This window comes from Leyella stercorea, from assembly GCF_021531355.1.
GTDB lineage: Bacteria > Bacteroidota > Bacteroidia > Bacteroidales > Bacteroidaceae > Prevotella.
On the sequence record NZ_JADYTS010000002.1, the window covers coordinates 156268 to 178755 of the forward strand.

12 protein-coding genes and 1 pseudogene are annotated in these 22488 nt (G+C 49.9%); 8 read left to right on the plus strand and 5 right to left on the minus strand.

What is annotated here, in order from left to right; translation table 11 throughout:
- Window positions 1-4: 4 nt before the first annotated feature.
- Both I6E38_RS01385 and I6E38_RS01390 read left to right on the plus strand, forming a co-directional pair.
- Window positions 5-2134, plus strand: coding sequence for a glycoside hydrolase family 97 protein (locus tag I6E38_RS01385; protein ID WP_235392303.1), 2130 nt, complete (start codon window positions 5-7; stop codon window positions 2132-2134).
- Between the two features lie 123 nt (window positions 2135-2257).
- Window positions 2258-4813 carry a glycoside hydrolase family 31 protein gene (locus tag I6E38_RS01390; protein WP_235392304.1) on the plus strand — a complete coding sequence of 852 codons (2556 nt, stop codon included), beginning with the start codon at window positions 2258-2260 and terminating at the stop codon, window positions 4811-4813.
- A 262-nt stretch (window positions 4814-5075) separates the two neighbouring features.
- Here the strand turns inward: I6E38_RS01390 and I6E38_RS01395 are convergent, their stop codons facing one another.
- Complete coding sequence (locus tag I6E38_RS01395) at window positions 5076-6035, minus strand: alpha/beta hydrolase (RefSeq protein ID WP_235392305.1); 960 nt, start codon at window positions 6033-6035, stop codon at window positions 5076-5078.
- Window positions 6036-6367: 332 nt separating this feature from the next.
- Here I6E38_RS01395 and I6E38_RS01400 point away from each other — a divergent pair, with 332 nt between their 5' ends.
- The 3 genes from I6E38_RS01400 to I6E38_RS01410 all read left to right on the plus strand — a co-directional run bounded on the left by I6E38_RS01400 (window position 6368) and on the right by I6E38_RS01410 (window position 12715).
- Entirely contained in the window at window positions 6368-7294 is a 927-nt protein-coding gene (locus tag I6E38_RS01400; RefSeq protein ID WP_235392306.1) for a magnesium transporter CorA family protein, read from the plus strand.
- Between the two features lie 190 nt (window positions 7295-7484).
- Window positions 7485-10220: a 4-alpha-glucanotransferase gene (locus tag I6E38_RS01405; protein ID WP_235392307.1), complete on the plus strand. Its 2736-nt coding sequence runs from the start codon at window positions 7485-7487 to the stop codon at window positions 10218-10220.
- An 8-nt stretch (window positions 10221-10228) separates the two neighbouring features.
- Entirely contained in the window at window positions 10229-12715 is a 2487-nt protein-coding gene (locus tag I6E38_RS01410; protein ID WP_407936636.1) for a glycoside hydrolase family 95 protein, read from the plus strand.
- Between the two features lie 76 nt (window positions 12716-12791).
- On the opposite strand, the gene gpmI is transcribed toward I6E38_RS01410, so the two are convergent.
- The 4 genes from gpmI to I6E38_RS01430 all read right to left on the minus strand — a co-directional run bounded on the left by gpmI (window position 12792) and on the right by I6E38_RS01430 (window position 17614).
- Window positions 12792-14315 (minus strand): 2,3-bisphosphoglycerate-independent phosphoglycerate mutase, encoded by a 1524-nt coding sequence (gene gpmI / locus I6E38_RS01415; RefSeq protein ID WP_235392308.1) that lies wholly within the window; start codon window positions 14313-14315, stop codon window positions 12792-12794.
- A 155-nt stretch (window positions 14316-14470) separates the two neighbouring features.
- Entirely contained in the window at window positions 14471-15601 is a 1131-nt protein-coding gene (locus I6E38_RS01420; protein ID WP_235392309.1) for an AraC family transcriptional regulator, read from the minus strand.
- Between the two features lie 240 nt (window positions 15602-15841).
- The gene (locus I6E38_RS01425) at window positions 15842-16867 is read right to left on the minus strand and encodes a hypothetical protein (RefSeq protein WP_235392310.1); all 1026 of its coding nucleotides are present in this window, start codon (window positions 16865-16867) and stop codon (window positions 15842-15844) included.
- Window positions 16868-16978: 111 nt separating this feature from the next.
- Window positions 16979-17614: a DUF308 domain-containing protein gene (locus I6E38_RS01430; protein WP_235392311.1), complete on the minus strand. Its 636-nt coding sequence runs from the start codon at window positions 17612-17614 to the stop codon at window positions 16979-16981.
- Between the two features lie 206 nt (window positions 17615-17820).
- Between I6E38_RS01430 and I6E38_RS01435 the strand changes: the two genes are divergently transcribed.
- The 3 genes and pseudogenes from I6E38_RS01435 to I6E38_RS01445 form a co-directional block, all read left to right on the plus strand.
- Window positions 17821-18516 carry a hypothetical protein gene (locus tag I6E38_RS01435; RefSeq protein ID WP_235392312.1) on the plus strand — a complete coding sequence of 232 codons (696 nt, stop codon included), beginning with the start codon at window positions 17821-17823 and terminating at the stop codon, window positions 18514-18516.
- Between the two features lie 166 nt (window positions 18517-18682).
- The gene (locus I6E38_RS01440) at window positions 18683-21256 is read left to right on the plus strand and encodes a polysaccharide biosynthesis/export family protein (RefSeq protein WP_235392342.1); all 2574 of its coding nucleotides are present in this window, start codon (window positions 18683-18685) and stop codon (window positions 21254-21256) included.
- A 37-nt stretch (window positions 21257-21293) separates the two neighbouring features.
- Window positions 21294-22478: pseudogene (locus I6E38_RS01445) on the plus strand (ATP-binding protein); the annotation flags it as partial.
- Window positions 22479-22488: the final 10 nt, after the last annotated feature.

The following is a 22488-nucleotide window of genomic DNA, read 5'->3' on the forward strand; positions in this document are numbered from 1 at the left end:
ACATATGAAGAAACTATTGTTTTCAGCACTTGCACTTGCCCTCACATTGGGGGCAGGTGCGCAGACTGTGACATCGCCTGACGGCAACGTTTCGGTGAAGTTCTATCTGCAGGACGGACGTCCCACGTATGAGATGACATACAAGAAGAAGGAAGTGATACGTCCGTCGCATCTCGGACTGGAACTTGCCAAGGACAAGCATGCGTCCAACGAAATGAACGAGCAGGACCTCATGGACGGGTTCACGGTGAAGAACACCCAGACAGCCACGTTCGATGAGACATGGCGACCGGTATGGGGCGAGACCGCAACAATACGCAACCATTACAACGAACTTGCCGTAACGCTCAATCAGGCTTCAATGCAGCGTGACATCTGCATTCGTTTCCGTGTCTACGACGACGGTATGGGACTGCGCTATGAGTTTCCGCAACAGCCCAAGCTCAACTATATCGTAGTGAAGGAAGAGCACACCCAGTTTGCAATGGCGGGCGACCATACAGCCTATTGGATTCCGGGCGACTACGACACGCAGGAGTATGAGACCGTAATATCGAAGATGAGCGAGATACGTTCGAAAATGAAGGCAGCCATAACGTCCAATGCTTCGCAGACATCGTTCTCGCCTACGGGTGTACAGACATCACTGCAGCTCAAGACCGACGACGGACTCTACATCAATCTGCATGAAGCCGCCTGCGTCAACTTCCCCACAATGCACCTCAATCTCGACGACAAGAACATGGTGTTCGAGTCGTGGCTCACGCCAGACGCTACGGGTATGAAGGGATATGTACAGACTCCGTTCAACACACCGTGGCGTACGGTGATAGTAAGCGACGATGCCCGCGACATGCTTGCGTCCAACCTCATACTCAATCTCAACGAGCCGTGCAAGATAGAGGATACGTCGTGGATTCATCCTACTAAGTATTGCGGAGTGTGGTGGGAGATGATAGCCGGAGGCAAGCAGTGGAGCTACACCTTCGATCTGCCTTCGGTGCATCTTGAAAGCCTTGACTATTCAAAGTGCCGGCCGCACGGACAGCATCCTGCCAATACCGAGAATGTGAAGCGTTATATTGATTTCGCTGCCAAGAACGGACTTCAGGAGGTGCTGGTAGAGGGTTGGAACATCGGATGGGAAGACTGGTTCGGTCATTACAAGGACTATGTGTTCGACTTCCAGACACCTTATCCCGACTTCGACATAAAGTATCTCAACGACTATGCCCACTCCAAGGGAGTGAAACTGATGATGCACCACGAGACGAGCGGATCCACACAGAACTACGAGCGTCATCTGGAGGCAGCCTATACGCTTATGAACAAGTATGGATATGATGCCGTGAAGAGCGGCTATGTGGGCGACATCATTCCGCGAGGCGACTACCATTATTCGCAGTCGACCAACAACCACTATCTCTACTGCATCAAGGAGGCGGCCAAGCATCACATAATGGTCAATGCGCATGAGGCTACACGTCCTACTGGATTGTGCCGTACATGGCCTAATCTCGTAGGCAACGAGTCGGCACGAGGCACAGAGTATGAGGCATTCGGAGGCAGTGAGCCTTACCATACGGTCATTCTGCCGTTCACCAGATTGCAGGGTGGTCCGATGGACTATACTCCCGGCATATTCGTAACGAAGCTGAGCGAGTGGAACCCCAACAACAAGTCGTATGTCCACACCACTCTCTGCGGACAGTTGGCACTCTATCTAACTATGTACTCGCCGTTGCAGATGGCAGCCGATCTGCCTGAGAATTACGAGAAGTATGACGATGCTTTCCAGTTCATTCGCGACGTAGCTTGCGACTGGGACGACTCTCGCTATCTGGAAGCCGAGCCTGCCAAGTATATCACTGTAGCCCGCAAGGCTAAAGGAACAGACAATTGGTTTGTGGGCGGAAAGTGCGATGCCGAAGGCCATAAGTCAGTCGTGCGCCTCGATTTTCTTGACAAAGGACGCAAGTACGACTGCGCCATCTATCAGGATGCGCCCAATGCCGATTACGAGAAGAATCCTTCAGCCTACGTCATCACTCACCGTACAGTCAAGAAAGGTGATGTGCTGAAGCTGAAGCAGGCACGTGGCGGCGGATTCGCTGTCAGCCTTATGGCTAAATAAAAAACGGTTTGATTTTTGTAGTAGTATTTTTTAGGAGGGTGCGACATTTTGTCACACTCTCCTATTGCTGATTTATAAAGACAAGCACCCTGTAACAATACAAACAATAAACCTATACTGATAATGAAACAAAAGTATTCATCTTACAAATTGCTGGCTCTCTCCTCAGCTCTCTCAGCTCTTTCGCTCACCGCAGCAGCCCAGAATGCCAATGTTGTCTATCAGGACAGCAACGTGCGCTTCACGCTTGTCACCGACGGAACGGTGCGCATGGAGTATGCACCCGACGGAAAATTTCTTGACAACAAGTCGTTTATTGCAGTCAACCGCTCTTATCCTGAAGTGAAATACAAGAAGAGCGAGACAGCCAAGAAGGTTGTCATATCCACCGACTATCTCACACTCACTTACACAAAAGGCCCAGGTCCGCTCACCGAACGCAATCTTTCAATAGTCTCGGCAAAGACAAAGAAGAAGCCGACTGACGGCAAACGCGTCATTCCCTTTGCCTGGCATCCCGGACAGAAGGATGCGCCGGGCGCCAATTTGAAGGGAACCTACCGCACACTCGACGGTTATGACGGCGACTCGCGTGGCGATACTGGCAAGATGCCGATAGAAGACGGCCTGCTGTCGAGAAGCGGATGGACACTCATAGACGACTCTGAGGGCTACGTATTCGACAACAGCGACTGGCAATGGGTGGCACATCGCCCTAACGAAGGCAAGACACAGGACATGTATTTCCTCGCTTATGGCAACGACTACAAGAAGGCTTTGCACGACTTTACGGTCTTTGCAGGCAAAGAACCGTTGCCGCCCCGCTATGCGTTCGGCTACTGGTGGTCGCGCTACTGGTGCTATAGCGACAACGAACTGCGCCAACTCGTCAGCAAGATGCACTCTTACAGCATCCCGATGGACGTGCTTGTGGTGGATATGGACTGGCACTACACTGAGGAAGGACGAGGCGGATGGACCGGATATACATGGAACAAGCGACTCTTTCCATCGCCTGCGGGCTTCATGAAGTGGGCCAAGCAGCAGCAACTGCAAACAACCGTCAACCTTCATCCTGCCGATGGCATAAAGCATTATGAGGATTGCTACGCCGACATGGCACGATGGATGGGCATGGATCCTGCCGAGAAGAAGGATATACCATGGAATGCCTCGTCCAAACGATTCATGCAGGGATGGTATGACAAGGTGCTGCGTCCTATGGAAGGCTACGGCATCGACTTCTGGTGGCTCGACTGGCAGCAGTGGAACAACGACAAGGAGTTTCCACGACTTAGCAACGTGTGGTGGATCAACTATGCTACATTCACAGACATGGAGCGTCATCACGACACCCGACCCATGCTGTATCACCGTTGGGGCGGACTGGGCAACCACCGCTATCAGATAGGATTCTCTGGCGATGCCATCATAAGCTGGAAATCGCTCGACTTCCAGCCTTACTACAACTCTACCGCCTCCAACGTGCTCTACGGTTATTGGAGCCACGACATCGGCGGACACATGGGAGCCGACTCTATCAATCCTGAGATGTACATACGCTGGATGCAGTTCGGAGCCTTCAGCCCCATTCTGCGCACCCATTCTACAAAGAATGCAGGGCTTAACAAGGAGCCGTGGGTATTTGCCGACAAGGAGCGCGACATCATTCGCGACATCATCAAGCAACGCTACTCGCTCGCGCCTTACATATATACTATGGCGCGCCATGCCTACGACACCGGTGTGTCTTTGTGCCGACCGATGTATTACGACTATCCTGATGCGCAGGAGGCTTACACAAACCGCAATGAGTATATGTTCGGCGACAACTATCTGGTCTATCCTATCACGCAGCCTATGAACGACGGCGTGTCGCTACAGAAGGTGTGGCTGCCGGCTGGCAACGACTGGTACGAACTCACATCGGGCACAATGCTGAAGGGCGGACAGACGGTTGAACGTCGCTTCCTGCTCGACGAGTATCCTATATACGTCAAGGCGGGCAGCATAATTCCGCAATATGGCGACGTGAAGAATCTGCGCCGTAACGACGAGGCTGTCACCGTGACGGTATATCCGGGCAACGTAGATGCACAGTTCGTAATGTATGAGGACAACGGCAACGACAAGCAGTATGCCACGGCTTATGCCTCCACATTGCTGTCTGCCACACATTCAGCCGACGGAACATTGCGTGTAAGTATAGGAGCACGTAAAGGGGAGTACAGCGGAATGCCTGCACACCGCCAATACCGATTGAAGCTCGTGGCGTCGGCAGTGCCAGAGAAAGTCATAGTGGACGGAAAGCCGACCGATTTTGAATACGACGGCAACAACCTCAGCCTGATAGTTGACATCCCGGAGACCGACTGCTCGAAGGCAAAGACTATAGAGGTGGTTTATGCCAAGGATGCCCCCGTTCTGACAGACGGACTCATCGGCAAGTTCCGCCATATTCAGCAGAACTGCATTGCCGTGAAATATCACAACCCGGGCATCGTGTTTGCCGAGCCACTCGGAACAATGGAGTCAGCCGGAATAGCAATGACCTACAATCCCGAGAAGCAGAAGCAGATAGTGGAGACATTCCGCAAGAACTACGCTTCGCTTGCCGACATCCTTAAGCAGAACGGTATTGAGGGTGAGGATGCACAGAAGTTTATGCTTGCCGAGTAATAGTACGAGGGTGGGGTGACTTAATACAGATTTGCTTTACACAGTTTTTGAATTGTTAAAACCGTGTAAAGCAAATCTGTATTAAGTCATTTTGATGTTTTGAGGTGTCCTAATCGCTGTCGTAGACGATAAAAACCGTCAGTGAAATCTCTAGAATCAGATTTTCGTTTGTAACAATTTCTTACCGCCAATACAATATTTGCATGTACTAAAAACTCTCAACTCTCACTCTCTTCAACTCTCAACTCTCACCTCTCAATTTTCAATTCTCCGCCCCGTTCCACTTGCTTACAAACTCCGTAACCTTTCTTATGTATTCCGATTTATGGTCGCGATAGGAGAGGGCATGCTTGCTTCCGGGCGCTATCCAAAGCTGTTTGGGTTGAGGCTTGGCCTCGTAGAGTGGGTAGACCATAGCCGTTGGCACGTAAGTATCGTTGTCACCGTGGATGAATAGCATCGGTTTGCGGCACTTAGCCACCTGCTTGAGCGGTGAAGCCTCACCGAACGACCATCCGTACCTCATCCTTACCACCCACGACGCTGTATAAAGCAGCGGAAATTCAGGCAGCGAGAAGCGTCCTTTCAGTTCGTGGGCGAACTCGTCCCAAACGCTTGTGTAGCCGCAATCCTCAACAAAGCACTTCACATACTTGGGCGTCTGCTCACCGCTTACGCACATCGTAGTGGCAGCACCCATAGATATGCCGTGCACCACGAGGCGCATTGAGTCGGCAGGTGTACGGAAAATTCCAGGTGCAATGTCAATCCAGTGCATCACGTCGAGGCGATCCTTCCATCCCATCTGTATGTCCTTTCCATAGCTCTGTCCATGTCCGTGCAGGTCGGGCAGCAGTATGTTGTAGTTCATGTAGCGGTTGTATATTCGGGCAATCATAAGCATCGACGTGGCGTTGTCGGTATAGCCATGCACCAGAACAGCCGTTGCGCCATGCGCCTTTGTAGAGCGTGCATACAGAGCGTGAGCACGTTCGCCGGTAGGCATCACTACGAATGTGTCGCTGAGCGCGCCCTCGGCTTTCAGACTGTCTATCCACGGTCGCAGTTCGGGATAGTTTGTCATAGCCCTGTTGAAGTTGCTGTCGCGGTGTCGGTTGGCATCCACCAGAGCAAAGTTTACCAGGTAAAACGAGCCGGCAGTCAGCACGGCTGCAAGTAGGATGACGACAGTAGCTGTTGTCAGCAGAATTTTCTTTTTCATATATGTTTCTTTTTGTATTCAGTGTTTCGTTATAACCCCATTTGTAGTATAATGCGATAAAGGTATTAGAAAAACTCAAATTACACAAGCAAGCTTCGAAAAAAGTTTTGGCAATGTTTCATTTGTGTAAAAATTGACTACGATTGTGCAAATAATGTAGAAGTAAAGTACGCTTATTCGCCATTTTTATATACCTTTGCAGCCGAAAATCAATATATACGCAATATATGGACGACTATCACGCGGAAAATATGAATTTGTAGTGCAGGAGGACAGCAACTCATAACGGCTGGTCTCCCACATATTGTTTTAACCCATGGAGACCTATCTTTATGAGAACATTTTGGAATACAAACTCTACACTTAAGACCATCGACGAATGGCAGCCCAACTGTTGGATACAGGTAACATGTCCGACAGACGAAGACCAGCAATTTCTGGAAGACAAATTCAACATACCCGACTATTTCCTCTCCGACATCAGCGATGCCGACGAACGTGCGCGCTACGAGTATGACGACGGATGGATGCTCATCATTCTTCGTATACCGTATGTCAAGGAGATACGCTCGCGTACGCCATACACCACTGTGCCGCTTGGTATCATACACAAGCGCGATGTCACTATCACTGTGTGCTATTACGAGACAAACATGATGATCGACTTTGTGTCGTACCAGCAGAAGCGAGGCGAGGGATTTACTGACTATGTAGACATGATTTTCCGACTCTTTCTGTCGTCTGCAGTGTGGTATCTGAAACGTCTGAAGCAAATCAATACCCTCATCGAAAAGGCAAAGCACAACCTCGATCACAACGTGAACAACGAGTCGCTCATCGCCCTGTCGCGACTGCAGGACTCGCTCACATACTTCGTTACGTCCATACGTGGCAACGAAACGCTGCTATCGAAGCTGAAGTTCAAGCTTCAGGTGGACGAGCTTGATGCCGACCTTATCGAAGACGTTAACATCGAGATGTCGCAGGCACGCGAGACCACCAATATCTACTCGAACATTCTTGAGTCGACGATGGACACCTACTCCAGCATCATCAACAACAACATGAACACCGTGATGCGTACACTTACGTCCGTGTCAATTATCATGATGTTGCCTACGCTTATATCTTCGTTCTTCGGAATGAACCTTATAAACGGTATGGAGGAGAGCCGTTTCGGATTCCTCATAGCGCTGCTTATCTCGGTGGTTATCTCGGCACTATCGTGGATAATACTGCGCCATAAACGACTGTTATAAAGCCACAAACGGCTGTTGGTTACATATTAAAAAGACCCGAATATCACTGATTATTAATAGATTGGTAATGTTCGGGTCTTTTTGTGTTTAAAAAAATCCTATTTTTTATTATTGTATGCATTTTTTTTACTAATTTTGAACCAAATAAAACTATAACCAGTGTCTTAACGACACAGTAACCTTAACGATAATGACTATTAAATTCAATCTTAACTACCAAACGACATTTGGTGAGGAACTGTTGCTCAACGTCAAGGTGATGACTGAAGACGGACAGGAGAAGACTGCCGTGTTCAGCATGTCTACCACAGATGGACACCACTGGCAATATTCCTTGGACAAAATCGACACTCCATCCACTCCTTATATTGATTATTTCTTCTCACTCAGCAACGCTGGCAAAGAGTTGCGTCGTGAGTGGATAACCGTGAAACACCGCCTCGACCTCAACATGTCAAAGGCCACAACGATAACCGTAAACAACTGTTGGAACGAGATGCCGCACGACTCCTATCTATATACATCGGCTTATACCGACTGCATCAACCGCCATCCGCGCCACTCGGTAGGACGCTCGGCTTATTGTCGCACGGTGCGACTGATAGTGCGTGCGCCTCAGTTGCGACTGGGCGAAAGACTTGCCATAGTGGGCGAACACCCGTCCATGGGCGAGTGGAACACCGACCACGCCCTGCCGATGCACGAGCATAACTACAACGAATGGCAGATTGACCTCAACGCCAACGCCCTCGGTGTGCCGCAGCCAGCCAAGAAAGGCGCTGAGGCTGTGCCTATGAAGGGATTGGAATACAAATTCATAGCCGTCAGCACCGACGGCAAGGTGATGTGGGAGACATGCAGCAACCGCACGCTCAAGCTCGATGCCATGGATACGGGCGACGCGTGCGTGATAGAAGAAGACCAGTCGTTCTTTGCAATGTGCAACCGACGTTTGGCAGGAACCCTCGTGCCGCTCTTCTCACTGCGTACTGAAGGCAGTTTTGGTATAGGCGACTTCGGCGACCTTGCTGCAATGACCGACCTCGTGGCTGATACCGGTCAGCGAGTGCTGCAGTTGCTGCCCATCAACGATACAACCACGTCGCGCCATTGGACCGACTCCTATCCATATTCGTGCATAAGCATATTTGCACTCCATCCGATATATGTCGACCTCCGTCAGTTGCCGCCATTGGCCGACGCACAGAAGCTGGCCGAGTTTGAGGCTCTTCGCGAGGAACTCAACGCCCTCCCGGCTGTCGACTACGAGCGTGTTATACATGCCAAGGAGCAGTATATGCACCTTATGTTTGAGCAGGAGAGCGAGCGCACCATGCGTTCGGCTGCGTTCAAGAAGTTCTTCCGCGACAACGAGCGCTGGCTTGTGCCATACGCCCAGTACAGTTATCTGCGCGATGCCTATGGCACGTCCGATTTCAACTCATGGCCCAGCCATCGTGAATGGACGGAAGCCGAGCGCGGACAACTGTCAAATCCGCGCACCAAGGCATACAAGAAACTCGCCTTCTTCTACTATCTGCAGTTCGTGCTCGACCAGCAGATGAGCGCCGCACACGAGCATGCCATGGCACGTGGCGTGATACTCAAGGGCGACATTCCTATCGGTGTAGACCGTACAGGATGCGACGTATGGTTCGAACCCCAATACTTCAACCTTGACGGACAGGCAGGTGCTCCGCCAGACGCATTCTCTGTCAAAGGACAGAACTGGGGATTCCCTACATACAACTGGGACCGTATGCTTGCTGACGGATGCCAGTGGTGGGTGCGTCGTTTCCGCAATATGGCTAAGTATTTCGACGCTTATCGCATCGACCACGTGCTGGGATTCTTCCGTATATGGGACATCCCCATCGATTGCGTTCACGCACTGCTCGGACAGTTCTCGCCGGCTCTGCCAATGACCAAGGCGGAGATAGGCAGCTACGGATTTGAGTTTGACGAGGAACGACATACACGTCCGTTCATCAACAAGTGGGTGCTGGAGCGCATCTTCGGCGAACGTGCCTTGGATGTAGCCGAAAAATATCTGCAGCCCATTGCCGAAGACGGCACCTTCAGCATGCGTCCCGAATACGACACGGAGCGTAAGGTGCAGGCTGCGTTTGCAGGAAAGGAGTCGGCTGCCGACACGGCATTGCGCGACGGATTGTACAAACTCATTGAGAATGTGCTGTTCGTACGCGACCGCAAGCGCAACTATCTCTATCATCCGCGCATCACGGCACAGCTCAACTTCGCCTTTGCTGCACTCAGCGAAGACGACAAGCAACGCTTCAACCGACTCTATGACGACTTCTACTATCGTCGCCACAACATGTTCTGGTATCGTGAGGCTATGAAGAAACTGCCTCGACTGGTGCAGACTACACGCATGCTTGTGTGTGCCGAAGACCTCGGTATGGTGCCCGAGAGCGTAGACTGGGTCATGAAAGACCTGCGTATCCTCTCGCTCAACGTCCAGACTATGCCCAAGGAGTATGGCGTACGCTTTGCCGATTTGTCGAAATATCCCTATCGCTCGGTTTGCCTCTTCTCGTCGCACGACATGCCTACGCTCCGTCTGTGGTGGAACGAAGACTATGAGGTGGCGCAAGACTACTACGAGTCGGTACTTTATCATACAGGCACGGCACCTCATCCGTTGCCGGGATGGTTGGCTCGTGAGATTGTGGTGCGTCAGATGCAGACCACCTCGATGCTGTGTATAGTGCAGTTGCAAGACTGGCTTGCTACAGACGAGCGCATCCGTCAGGCCGATCCTACTGGTGAGCGTGTCAATGTGCCTGCCAATCCGTTCCATTACTGGCGTTATCGTATGCCAATGACCATCGAATCGTTGAAGGCTGACCGTGACTTCGTGAACAGTATCAAGGATATCGTTGACGAGACTGGAAGATATTAATAAACCAAATACAAATGCTTAAAAAATTTCTCTACACCGCTGCACTCGTTGCAGCATCAACATCAACAGCAATGGCCCAGCACGGGCTTAACTACTGGTTTGATACCCCGGCTACCATGCGTGGACAGGCCGTGTGGTATGGCGGCAATCCGCAAATGTGGAAGGGCGAAAACAAGCCTGAAAGAGCTGGTGATGTCGTTAAGAATCCCGACCAGGAGTGGGAGTCGCAGTCGCTGCCTATAGGCAATGGCTCGATAGGTGCCAATATCATGGGTTCTGTTCCTGCTGAGCGTATCACTCTCAATGAGAAGACTCTCTGGCGTGGCGGACCTAACACCAGCAAGGGAGCACGCTACTACTGGGATGTCAACAAGCAGTCGGCTGGTGTCATCAAGGACATCCGTCAGGCTTTTGTCGACAACGACTTGAAGAAGGCTGAGTTGCTCACACGCAAGAACTTCAACAGTCCTGTGCCTTACGAGGCTGATGCAGAGAAACCTTTCCGCTTTGGTAGCTTCACTACAGCAGGCGAACTTTATATCGAGACAGGTCTTAGCGAGGTAGGCATGACTGACTATCGCCGCTCACTATCTATCGACTCGGCTCTGGCTGTAGTGTCGTTTGCCAAGGACGGCGTGAGCTATACACGCGAATACTTCGTCAGCTATCCTGCCAATGTCATGGCGGTACGCTTCAAGGCTTCGCGTAATGGAATGCAGAACCTCGTGCTTTCGTATGCCAAGAACCCCGTTTCGGAGGGCAAGATGATAGCCGAAGGCAACGACGAGCTCTTGTGGAACGCCCGTCTCGACAATAATAATATGCAGTATTGCATACGTATGAAGGCGGTGGTAAAGGGCGGAACCGTAGACAATCATAACGGAAAAATCACCGTTAAGGGTGCCGACGAGGTGGTGTTCATCATCACAGCCGACACCGACTACAAGCCCAACTACAATCCCAACTTCGACGAAGCAAAGGCTTATGTAGGCGTCAATCCTGAGTCTACTACACGCCAGTGGGTCGACAAGGCTGTAGCCAAGGGCTATGAGACGCTGTTCAAGGAGCATTACAATGACTACGCAAGTCTGTTCAACCGCGTGAAGCTCAACATCAACAACGCAACAGCCAACGTTAAGGACATGCCTATCAACCAGCGACTCAGCAACTATCGTCGCGGTCAGAAGGACTTCTATCTCGAACAGCTCTACTATCAGTTTGGCCGCTATCTGCTCATCGCTTCGTCGCGTCCGGGCAATATGCCAGCCAACCTGCAGGGCGTATGGCACAACAATGTTGACGGACCTTGGCGTGTCGACTATCACACCAACATCAATTTGCAGATGAACTACTGGCCGGCATGCCAGACCAACCTCAGCGAGTGCGAACAGCCGTTGTTCGACTTCATCCGCACACTCATCAAGCCGGGTGAGGTTACTGCCAAGGCTTACTTCGGTACACGTGGATGGACAACATCTGTTTCTGCCAACATCTTCGGATTCACATCGCCGTTGTCGAGCGAGGATATGTCGTGGAACTTCTCTCCGTTTGCAGGTCCGTGGCTTGCTACACACATGTGGAACTATTATGACTACACACGCGACCGCCGGTTCCTTGCCAACGAGGCTTACGACATAATCAAGGGTAGTGCCGACTTTGCTGCCGACTATCTGTGGCATCGCAAGGATGGCGTATATACCGCAGCACCGTCTACTTCGCCCGAACACGGACCGGTTGACGAGGGTGCTACTTTTGCTCACGCTGTGGTGCGCGAGATTCTTATGGATGCTATTGAGGCGAGCAAGATTCTCGGCCGCGACGCCAAGGACCGCCGTGTGTGGGAAGATGCATTGAAGCACATCGCTCCTTATCAGATAGGTCGTTACGGACAGCTTATGGAATGGTCGCGCGACATTGATGATCCTAAGGACGAGCATCGTCATGTCAATCATCTGTTCGGCTTGCACCCGGGTCACACCGTTTCGCCTGTCACAACTCCAGAGCTTGCCAAGGCTTCGCGTGTAGTACTCGAGCATCGTGGCGACGGCGCTACAGGATGGTCAATGGGATGGAAACTCAATCAGTGGGCACGTCTGCACGACGGCAACCACGCATACAAGCTCTATGGCAATTTGCTTAAGAATGGCACACTCGACAATCTGTGGGACACTCACGCTCCATTCCAGATTGACGGAAACTTCGGTGGAACTGCCGGTGTGACCGAAATGCTTATGCAGAGTCACATGGGATTCATCCATCTGTTGCCTGCTTTGCCTGATGCTTGGGCTGAAGGAACAATCGAGGGTCTACGTGCCCGTGGCAACTTCACCGTAGGCATAGTATGGAACGGTGGCAAGCTGACTAAGGCTACTGTCTATTCAGGTGCCGGTGAACCGTGCGAGGTGCGCTATGGCGACCAGACCGTACGCTTCAAGACCCAAAAGGGCAAGACATACAACGTTACCAGCGTGAATGGAAAGCTGATTGTGAAGTAAAAATGTATAAATAAAAAACTGGCAAGTCGACCAATTGGTTGCTTGCCAGTTTTTTTGTATTTAGTAAATCTGTTGATTACTTGTTGTCCTCAATGAGGTTCTCGCCAGTCATATCGGCAGGCTGCTCCATTCCGAGAATGTGGAGGATAGAAGGAGCAACGTCAGCCAGACGACCGTCCTTAACAGTTGCTGAGTTGTTGTCAGTAACGTAGATGAACGGAACCGGGTTTAATGAGTGGGCTGTGTTAGGAGTACCGTCATCGTTAAGAGCGTGGTCGGCATTGCCGTGGTCAGCGATGATGATAGTCTCGTAATCGTTAGCCTTAGCAGTCTCTACAACCTCCTTAACGCAGTTGTCGATAGCGTGAACAGCCTTAGCGATAGCGTTGTAGATTCCAGTGTGGCCTACCATGTCGCCGTTGGCGAAGTTGACAACGATGAAGTCGTACTCCTGAGTCTGAATAGCACCAACGAGCTTGTCCTTAACCTCGTATGCGCTCATCTCCGGCTTCAAGTCGTATGTGGCAACCTTTGGTGAAGGAACAAGGATACGGTCCTCGCCCTCGTACGGAGTCTCACGACCACCGTTGAAGAAGAATGTTACGTGAGCATACTTCTCTGTCTCAGCAGTGTGGAGCTGACGCTTGCCGTTGGCAGCGAGGTATTCGCCGAGAGTGTTTGTTACGTTCTCCTTCGGGAAGAGGATGTGTACACCCTCAAACGAAGCGTCGTACGGAGTCATGCAGTAGTACTGCAGATCCTTGATAGTGTGCATGCCAGCCTCGGTGTAGTCCTTCTGTGTGAGCACCTCGGTAAGCTCCTTGGCACGGTCGTTACGATAGTTGATGAAGATGACAACGTCGCCCTCCTGGATTGTACCGTCAACGGTAGAGTTGTTGATAGGGAGGATGAACTCGTCGGTCACGCCCTCGTCGTAGCTTTCCTGCATAGCCTGAACCATATCAGCCGACTGCTTGCCCTTGCCCTCAACGAGCAGGTCGTAAGCTTCCTTAACGCGCTCCCAACGCTTGTCGCGGTCCATTGCATAGAAACGGCCTACGATGCTTGCGATGTGTGCACCATTGTCAGAGCAGCACTTCTGTACCTGCTCGATGAAGCCCTTGCCCGACTTCGGGTCGGTATCACGGCCGTCCATGAAGCAATGTACATATACGTCCTTCAGACCATACTCCTTGCCGATTTCGATGAACTTGAAGAGGTGGTCGAGTGAAGAGTGTACGCCGCCGGTAGAAGTAAGACCCATGAGGTGGAGCTTCTTGCCAGTCTTCTGAGCGTAGCTGTAAGCGTTAATGATTTCCTTGTTCTGGAGTATAGAACCGTCCTTGCATGCGCGGTTGATCTTTACGAGGTCCTGATAAACGATGCGACCAGCACCGATGTTGAGGTGGCCTACCTCCGAGTTACCCATCTGTCCTGCGGGCAGACCTACGTCTTCGCCGCAGGTGAGGAGCTGTGAGTGAGCACTAACAGCTGTGAGATAGTCGAGATAAGGAGTCGGTGTGTTGTAGATAACGTCTCCCTTGCCATGCTGGCCGATGCCCCATCCGTCGAGGATCATCAATAATGCTTTCTTTGCCATAATTATTATAAAATCTTATAAATGAATTGTTCTGTAATCTTCGGGTGTATTCAACGATTGTCAAGGAAAGCCAATCTCCTTGTCTACTCGTCAATATGCAAAATTACAATTTTCGCTTTAATTGGCAAAATAACGCAAAACAAGTTTAACAACAATTATATTGTAGTACTTTTACTCTGCATTTCTCGCCATTCGCGTGGCGACATGCCTGTGTTGTCGTTGAATATCTTGTACAGCTGGCTACGCGATGAGAAACCGCAATATACCGATATTGTGTCGTTGTTGTATTCGGGGTGTACCTGGATTAGCCGTTGTGCTTCGGCAAAGCGTATGCCCGACAGCCATACACGGAACGTTGAGCCGAGTTGTTGGTCGAAGTATTGGCTCAGTCGTATGCGCGATATACGTGTCTGTTGGGCCAGCTTGCTGATGTTGGCTGATGTGTCGCGAAATCCGCCGTCGGCTACCCATTGTGCCAGTATTTCGCTTATTTGTTCGGCTTGTTGTGCTGATACCGTTGTCGGGTCGTCGTTTATGATATTTGGGCTTATGTTGTCGGTTGCCGTGTTGTTGGCATCGTCTTCGTCCAGAACGTCTTTCACTGAAGCCATATTGAAGCCCAGCGCCACGAAACTTGAGACAAACAGAAATATTGCGAGCAATATGAGCGGACCTACAACAAACAATGCAGGTCGCCATGTTATGGCGAAAATCATCGATAGCGCCAACATACACAGCATTCTATAGCTTGACGAAACATAGCGGTCGTATGGAGAGATATCGCCGCCCGTCTCGTCGTTGATACGATGTGTGGTGCGTCTTAGTATAATGGTAGGCGAAACAATGAAATATATCATACTGATAGCGAATATACCGAACATTATGTGCCTGAAATAGCCAAGTGCCATGCTGCCAGTGACAATCCATCCCGTACCGAACACACCCACTATTGCAAGGCATGCCAGTAAGCCTATTATGACATAACGCCGTGTGGTTTTTCGTGAACTTTGTATCTGTATTATCGAGCACGCCAGAAAATAGCTGGCAATAGGATAGAAAAGCATGTTGAATACGGTGCCTACGTTGTTGTCGTTGGCTCGTAATTTGAATTTGATCTGTAGCGCGTAGTGTGTTATCAGTACTATCGCTGTCGCTATGAGCAACAGTCGCGACTTCTCATATTGTAGAGTTGTTGATGTCAGGTATAGTCGTGACACAATAAGCTGCAACATAATCATTGCGAATACAAGTAGGCAGGTGTACTGTAATGTAAATAGTGAATCCATAACTTAGTAAATAATTAAAAGCAGTATAGTAGTAAACATTCTCCGATTTTTGTAATTACAAAATTACCATTTATTTTTTATATAAGCCCGCTTCTTGTCGATTTTTATTTGTTTTTTTATTGGATGTGTCGTGTATACATAAAAGATGAGGATGTTCAAAACATTATGGTTTTGACATCCTCACACTTCATTTTCAACCTTTATATATTTTGTTGTTGAGCTGTGTATGATAGCGTTATGTTAGCGACGGCTTCCGAATGAGCCGTGGCTTCCGCCGCCATTGCTGTTTCTGCTTCCGCCGTTTGAGCGCGTGCCGCCACTGAACGATGAGCCTCCATTGCTGCGTGAGCCGAACGACGAGCTGTTGTTTGAACGTGAACCTCCTCCAAATGAAGAACCGTTAGAGCGCGAACCGCTTCCGAATGATGATGAGTTGTTGCGGCTGCTGTTGCCGAACGACGGTCTTGACTGATTGGAAGTGTTGGGGCGTGTGAACGTGTTGCGCGGTGTGCCGTATACGTCATCACCTCCACGTCGCGATCCAAACTGTCCACGACTTGAACCAAACTGTTCACGACTTGTATTATTGTCGGTCAACGAGCGTTTTACAGTAGTGCGTGTGCTGCTGCCACGGCTACCGAACGAGCCTTGCTGACGGTTGCTCTGGCTTCCGAATGAGTTTTGCGGACGACTTGAGATATATTGCGGTTCGCGTGAGCCGAACGACTGTCTGTTGCCACGTCCGTAGTCGCCGCGGTCGAATCCGTCGCGCATTCCGAAGTGGTTGTCACCACGACGCGGGCCATAGCTACGACCGTGATACCATGAGCGTCCGCGGTTCGTGTGCCATGAGTGGCCGCCGCAATAGCTGATGTACACAGTCGGGCGGTCGAAGTAGAAGTAGTCGCGATGCGGATAGCGTGCGTAAATGCCGAAGTGCCAGTAGCCAGCGTTGAAGTAGAGCGGACGATAGAAGTAGGCTGCGTCGCAGAAGGCGCGATACTGCCAGTAGAGTAGAACGTAGCTCATGTCGAGATTGCGGTAGCGCCAGTAGGCACCATACAGGTCGTCGACAGTGTTTACGCTCATAAGGTAGTCGAGGTTTATCTCGTATGCTGCCTCATACTGGTCGTTTGTCAGATTGAGTTCATAAGCCATCTTGTCGGTCAGGAACAGGGCCTGCTGACGTGCCTGCTCATAACTCATAGCGTTTGACGACATTGTGAACGCCATCAGAAGCATTAGTATGGAAATCAGCTTTTTCATAATGTATATGTTTTATATTGTTCGACAAATGTTTTCTTTTTACACTTGCAAAGTTACATACACATTATGGGCTGGCAAAAGGATTTTCCCTAAACGCGGGTGGGAAAATCCCTATTGTTGGTTTTCTGCCTTTTGTGCTTGCTGGTTTTCCCCCTCTACAGTAGTGCTCACGCTGCGCTCGAAAGCACGGCGCAGGCGGTGTAGCTTGATGGCATTGGTCAGCTCGACAACACCGTATACAATCATAGCCCAACCTATTACGAACAGCGGAGCTGACGCAATCGACGACGGCGAAACTATTGCCACAATGCCTATAAGCAGAGTCAGTGCTGGCATAATCCAATAGTAGAATCCGATGCGTGCCATGCGCGAAGCCGCCACAAGATTCACCATCTGTGTCACAGCTCCCAATATCAGCATAGCTGCGAGTATATACATCAGGCTCTGCACAAACGTGTTTGGCATCAGTGCGAGTATTAGTCCCAGGATGAGGCTGCCCAGTCCAACGATAGGGAATGTAGGTCTCAGTCCCGTAATCTGTCTGCCGTCAGCGTCAAACACCTGCACGTCGCTGCTCTTGCCACGTGCAATGAAATATGCCACGCACGAGAACACTCCCGACAGGAAGAAAAGCACGCCTATGGCTATTGTTATCCATGTCACTGTAAGTTCGCGATATTTCACAATCAGCGCTCCTACTATTATAGCGCACAATGCGCGTACAACAGAACTTTGAAAAACTTTCATGTCTTTATGTTTTTTGATTATTGTATATATAATATGTATATGGCAAATTTATACATTATTATCTACATAGGCAACTGTAATGTCGTTTTTATGGCTCAATTAGTAGCAAATAGGGATTTCCCTACATACTATTATGGATTTTATACGTTGCAGTATTATTACGTTTTTCTATCTTTGCATCAGAAAACAATTAAAACACATACATTATGAAACGAGTTTATATTTTCCTTACAATGGTAATGTTGGCATTGACACCGGCAATGTTCACAAGTTGCGATACCGACGACGATTATTGGTATGACGACTATTATGGCGACTGGTATGACGACTACGACTGGTACGACAAACCATTCAACTATGGCGACGACCAGCTTGTATCTATGGCTCGCACCCTCAATGGCACATGGACCGGTAATGCCAAGAGCGATTTTAAAGAAGATGATGGTCAGTGGTATACTGCTTACTTCGATGTAGAGTTCACCTTTACTCAGTACACTTCCAAGTCGTGCAACGGTACAGGTTACGAGACCGACTATGCCGACAATGGCGACACCAATATCAGTCGATTCAAGTGGTATATCGACCCGCGTACTGGCAACATCAATATAGAGTATATCAATAGCGGATTACGATACGTTCTTGATGCCAATGGCAATTCTGATACCTCCGGCTTCTTCCTCGGATGGGACTCTAAAGAGAAGCAGGATCTGTTCAACGGAGTTATGGAAGGCATCAATGTTGACGAGTACATAACGTTCGACTGCGAGCGTGTCACAAGTCGCGGCACACGTGCTCTTGGCTCAGACTCTGTACAGACAACATCGCAGGGCAAGTCGTATGGCAAGGGCGTCACTCTGAAGCGCATCGACAGTAACAAGCCTAAGACTCTGCGTCGCAGATAATATAGGAACGGCGGACTCCCGTCCGACGTGCAGCAAGAATAAAAACAGCAAACTTTTGTAGAGGGTGTGTCTTGACACACCCTCTTTTGTGTAAAATCCCCTCCTTTTTCATTGTTTATTTTCTGTAATTCCGTAACTTTGCAAATAAATTACTTATTAATATATGATGAGAAGATACATAGTATACATATTGCTCGCTTTTCTGATGCCTTTGGCGGTAGCAGCACAGTCGATGACCGACGACCAGGTTATGGCGTTTGTAGCCAAGGAGCATGCTGCCGGCACGTCAAATGCCCAGATAGTAACCAAACTCATGCAGCGTGGAGTCGACATATCTCAGATACGTCGCGTGCGAACCAAGTACGAGAGCCAGATGAATCAAGGCTCAATGAGCTCGGTGGGTTCCAAGAACGGCAGTGACGCCTCACGTATGCGCACCAATAATGGCAAGACACGCAATGACTATGGCAAGAAGGCTGATGCTGAGGCTGCCGAATATTCTTCGCAGCGAGTTAAGGCGCAGCCCGACCGCAGCTATACCCATACCTACGACGACAACGATGAGGAGTATGTCGACTTTCAGAAAGAAATGGCTGCAATGGTCAGTAGCGATAAGGACTCATTGGCAAAAAGCAAAAACCGTGTCTTCGGTCGCGACATCTTCAATAGCAAGCTTCTTTCGTTTGAGCCCAATATGAACATAGCCACACCTCAGAACTATCGTCTTGGTCCTGGCGATGCCGTAATCATCGACATCTACGGAGCTTCGCAGAAGACCGAGCAGTGCACCGTATCGCCCGACGGCGATGTCACTATTGAGGGTTACGGACCCGTTCAGGTGTCAGGACTCACCGTGGCACAGGCCAATGCCCGCCTGCGTGCTACGCTTGGCAGTCGCTATACAAGCAGCCGCGTGCGCCTTACGGTAGGTCAGACACGCACCATCATGGTCAATGTCATGGGCGAGGTGCGTTTGCCAGGCACATATACTCTGTCAGCATTCGCCACAGTGTTCCACGCCCTTTACATGGCAGGAGGCACCAACGAACTCGGTACGCTGCGCAACATCAAGGTGTATCGTAGCGGTCGACTCGTCACCGTTGTCGACATTTACGACTACATTCTCAACGGTCGTCTTACGGGCAACGTGCGTCTTGCCGAAGGCGACGTAATCGTTGTAGGACCCTACGACTGTCTTGTCAATATTTCGGGCAAGGTGAAGCGTCCTATGTTCTACGAGATGAAGAAGAACGAGTCGGTAGCTTCGCTTCTCAAATATGCAGGTTCGTTCACGGGCGATGCCTACACCAAGGCTGTGCGTGTCAATCGTAAGACAGGCCGCGAATATTCGGTATATAACGTTGGTGAGTTTGACTTTGCAAGTTTCCACATAGCCGATGGCGACTCGGTTGAGGTAGACTCTATCCTGCCTCGCTTTGCCAACACCGTAGAGGTGCGTGGTGCCGTGTTCCGTCCCGGCAAGTACAATCTTGGCGAGCATGTCAACAGCGTGCGCACACTCCTTGACCAGGCTGAGGGCGTCACAGAGAAAGCCTTCACCGCCCGTGCCGTTATGCACCGTATGAAGGCCGACCGCTCGCTTGAGGCAATACGCGTTGACGTGGCAGGCATCATGAGTGGACGTGTAGCCGACATACCATTGAAGGAGAACGACGTGCTCTTCATTCCCACACGTCCAGAGGAAATACAGGAGCGCACGCTTACCATACGTGGCGAGGTGAACTATCCCGGCACCTATCGCTATGCCGAGAACGAGACCGTTGAAGACTTCGTGCTTCAGGCAGGCGGATTGACCGATCGTGCCTCGTCTGTCAATGTCTACATTAGTCGACGTATCACCGACCCCAAGGCACTGCGTCCCGATTCGGTTATAGCCCAGACCTTTACCGTATCGTTGAAGGACGGCTTTGCTGTAGACGGACAACCCGAGTTCAAGCTCATGCCCTTCGACGAAGTGTATGTAATGCGCAGCCCTGCCTACAGCGAGCAGCAGAATGTGAGCGTTGAGGGCGAGGTTGTTTTTGCCGGCGTATACACACTGCCTAAAGACAATGTACGATTGAGCGAACTGTTCCGCAAGTCGGGAGGTTCCAACGGACTGGCTTATATCAAGGGAGCACGCCTCATGCGTCGTGCCAACGAGACCGAGAAGGAGCGTATGCGTGCTGTATTGCGTATGCAGCAGGAACAGTTGCAGAAAAATCTGCTACAGCTTTCGGCAAGCAGCAACAATGCTGGCGGTCTGCAGCAGGCTGCCGAGGGAGCCAAGAATGCCGAGCTTGCCAAGTTCAATGTGCCCGACGAATATCCTGTAGGCATCGACCTCGAAGAAGCTTTGAAGCATCCTGGCAGCGATGCCGACGTAGTGTTGCGTGAGGGCGACCGCCTTATCGTGCCTAAGTATAACGGAACTGTCAAGGTGAATGGTGCCGTTATGTATGCCAATACCGTAGCCTACGAGAAGGGCAAACGCGCCTCTTACTATATCGACCAGGCAGGAGGCTACGCATCCGATGCCGTCAAGAACCATGCCTACATTATATATATGAATGGTCGTGTAGCCAAGGTGAGCCACGGTGCACGCGTAATGCCGGGTTGTGAGATAGTGGTTCCAGCCAAGCTGAAGCGCAAGATGAGTGTGGCAGAGACTATGAGCCTCGGAACAAGCATGTCGTCGATAGCCGCCATGATAGCTACGATAGCCAATCTGACGAAGTAAAATAGCCTGATTACACACACCTCTAATACATACATATATGAAATATCCAATAGGAATACAAGACTTTGTCAAACTTCGTCAGGGCGGATTCGCTTACGTTGACAAAACCAAGTTTGTATATAAGCTTGCCGACGAAGGGTCATATTACTTTCTGAGCCGTCCACGACGGTTCGGAAAGAGTCTTTTTCTGTCTACACTCGAAGCCTATTTCCTTGGTAGGAAAGAACTCTTCGAAGGACTTGCCATATATGATATGGAGAAAGAATGGAAGAGTCATCCAATTTTTTATATAGATTTGAATACGGCAAATTTTCGTGACGAGAATAGTCTGTATGAAGTCCTCAATTCACACGTGAGTGTATGGGAAGAAATGTATGGTGCTCGTGAATATGAAACTACACTCGCTTTGCGCTTTAAAGGTGTAATAGCACGTGCTGCTGAGAAGGAAGGACGTGGAGTCGTAATACTCATTGACGAGTATGACAAGCCTATCCTCCAGACTCTGCGCAATCAAGAATTGCAGGAGAAGCACCGTTCGTTGCTCAAGTCGTTCTATTCAGTACTGAAGACGCAAGATCGTTATATACGTTTTGCTTTCATTACTGGTGTAACAAAGTTTGGTAAGGTAAGCGTGTTCAGCGACCTCAACAATCTTATGGACATATCCATGGATCAACGCTATATAAGCATTTGTGGTATGACGCAGGATGAACTTCTCTACAACTTTCGTGAAGGTATAGAGCAATTGGGCGAGGCGTATGGCGATACAGAAGAAGAGACATTGAATAAGCTGAAGATAAGATACGACGGCTATCATTTTGAAGAGGATACAGTAGGTATATACAATCCGTTCAGTGTACTCAATACACTGGCTAAGTTGCGTTATAAGGACTATTGGTTTGAAACAGGAACTCCCACTTTCCTTGTCGACCTATTGAAGATGCACAATTATCGCCTGCCAGACATCACCAGAGAGAAAGTCTCAGACGACGTTATAAACAGCGTTGATTCGATGTCTACCAATCCGATTCCTGTGATATATCAGAGCGGTTACCTTACTATAAAAGGTTACGACGAGCGTTTCAAGAAATACCGACTTGGCTTTCCTAACAAAGAAGTGGAAGAAGGTTTTCTTAATTTTCTTTTGCCGTTATATACTACGGCAGGTTCAAAGTCTCCCTATTTCATAGAGGAGTTTGTGAAGGATGTCAAAGCTGGTAATCTAAGACTCC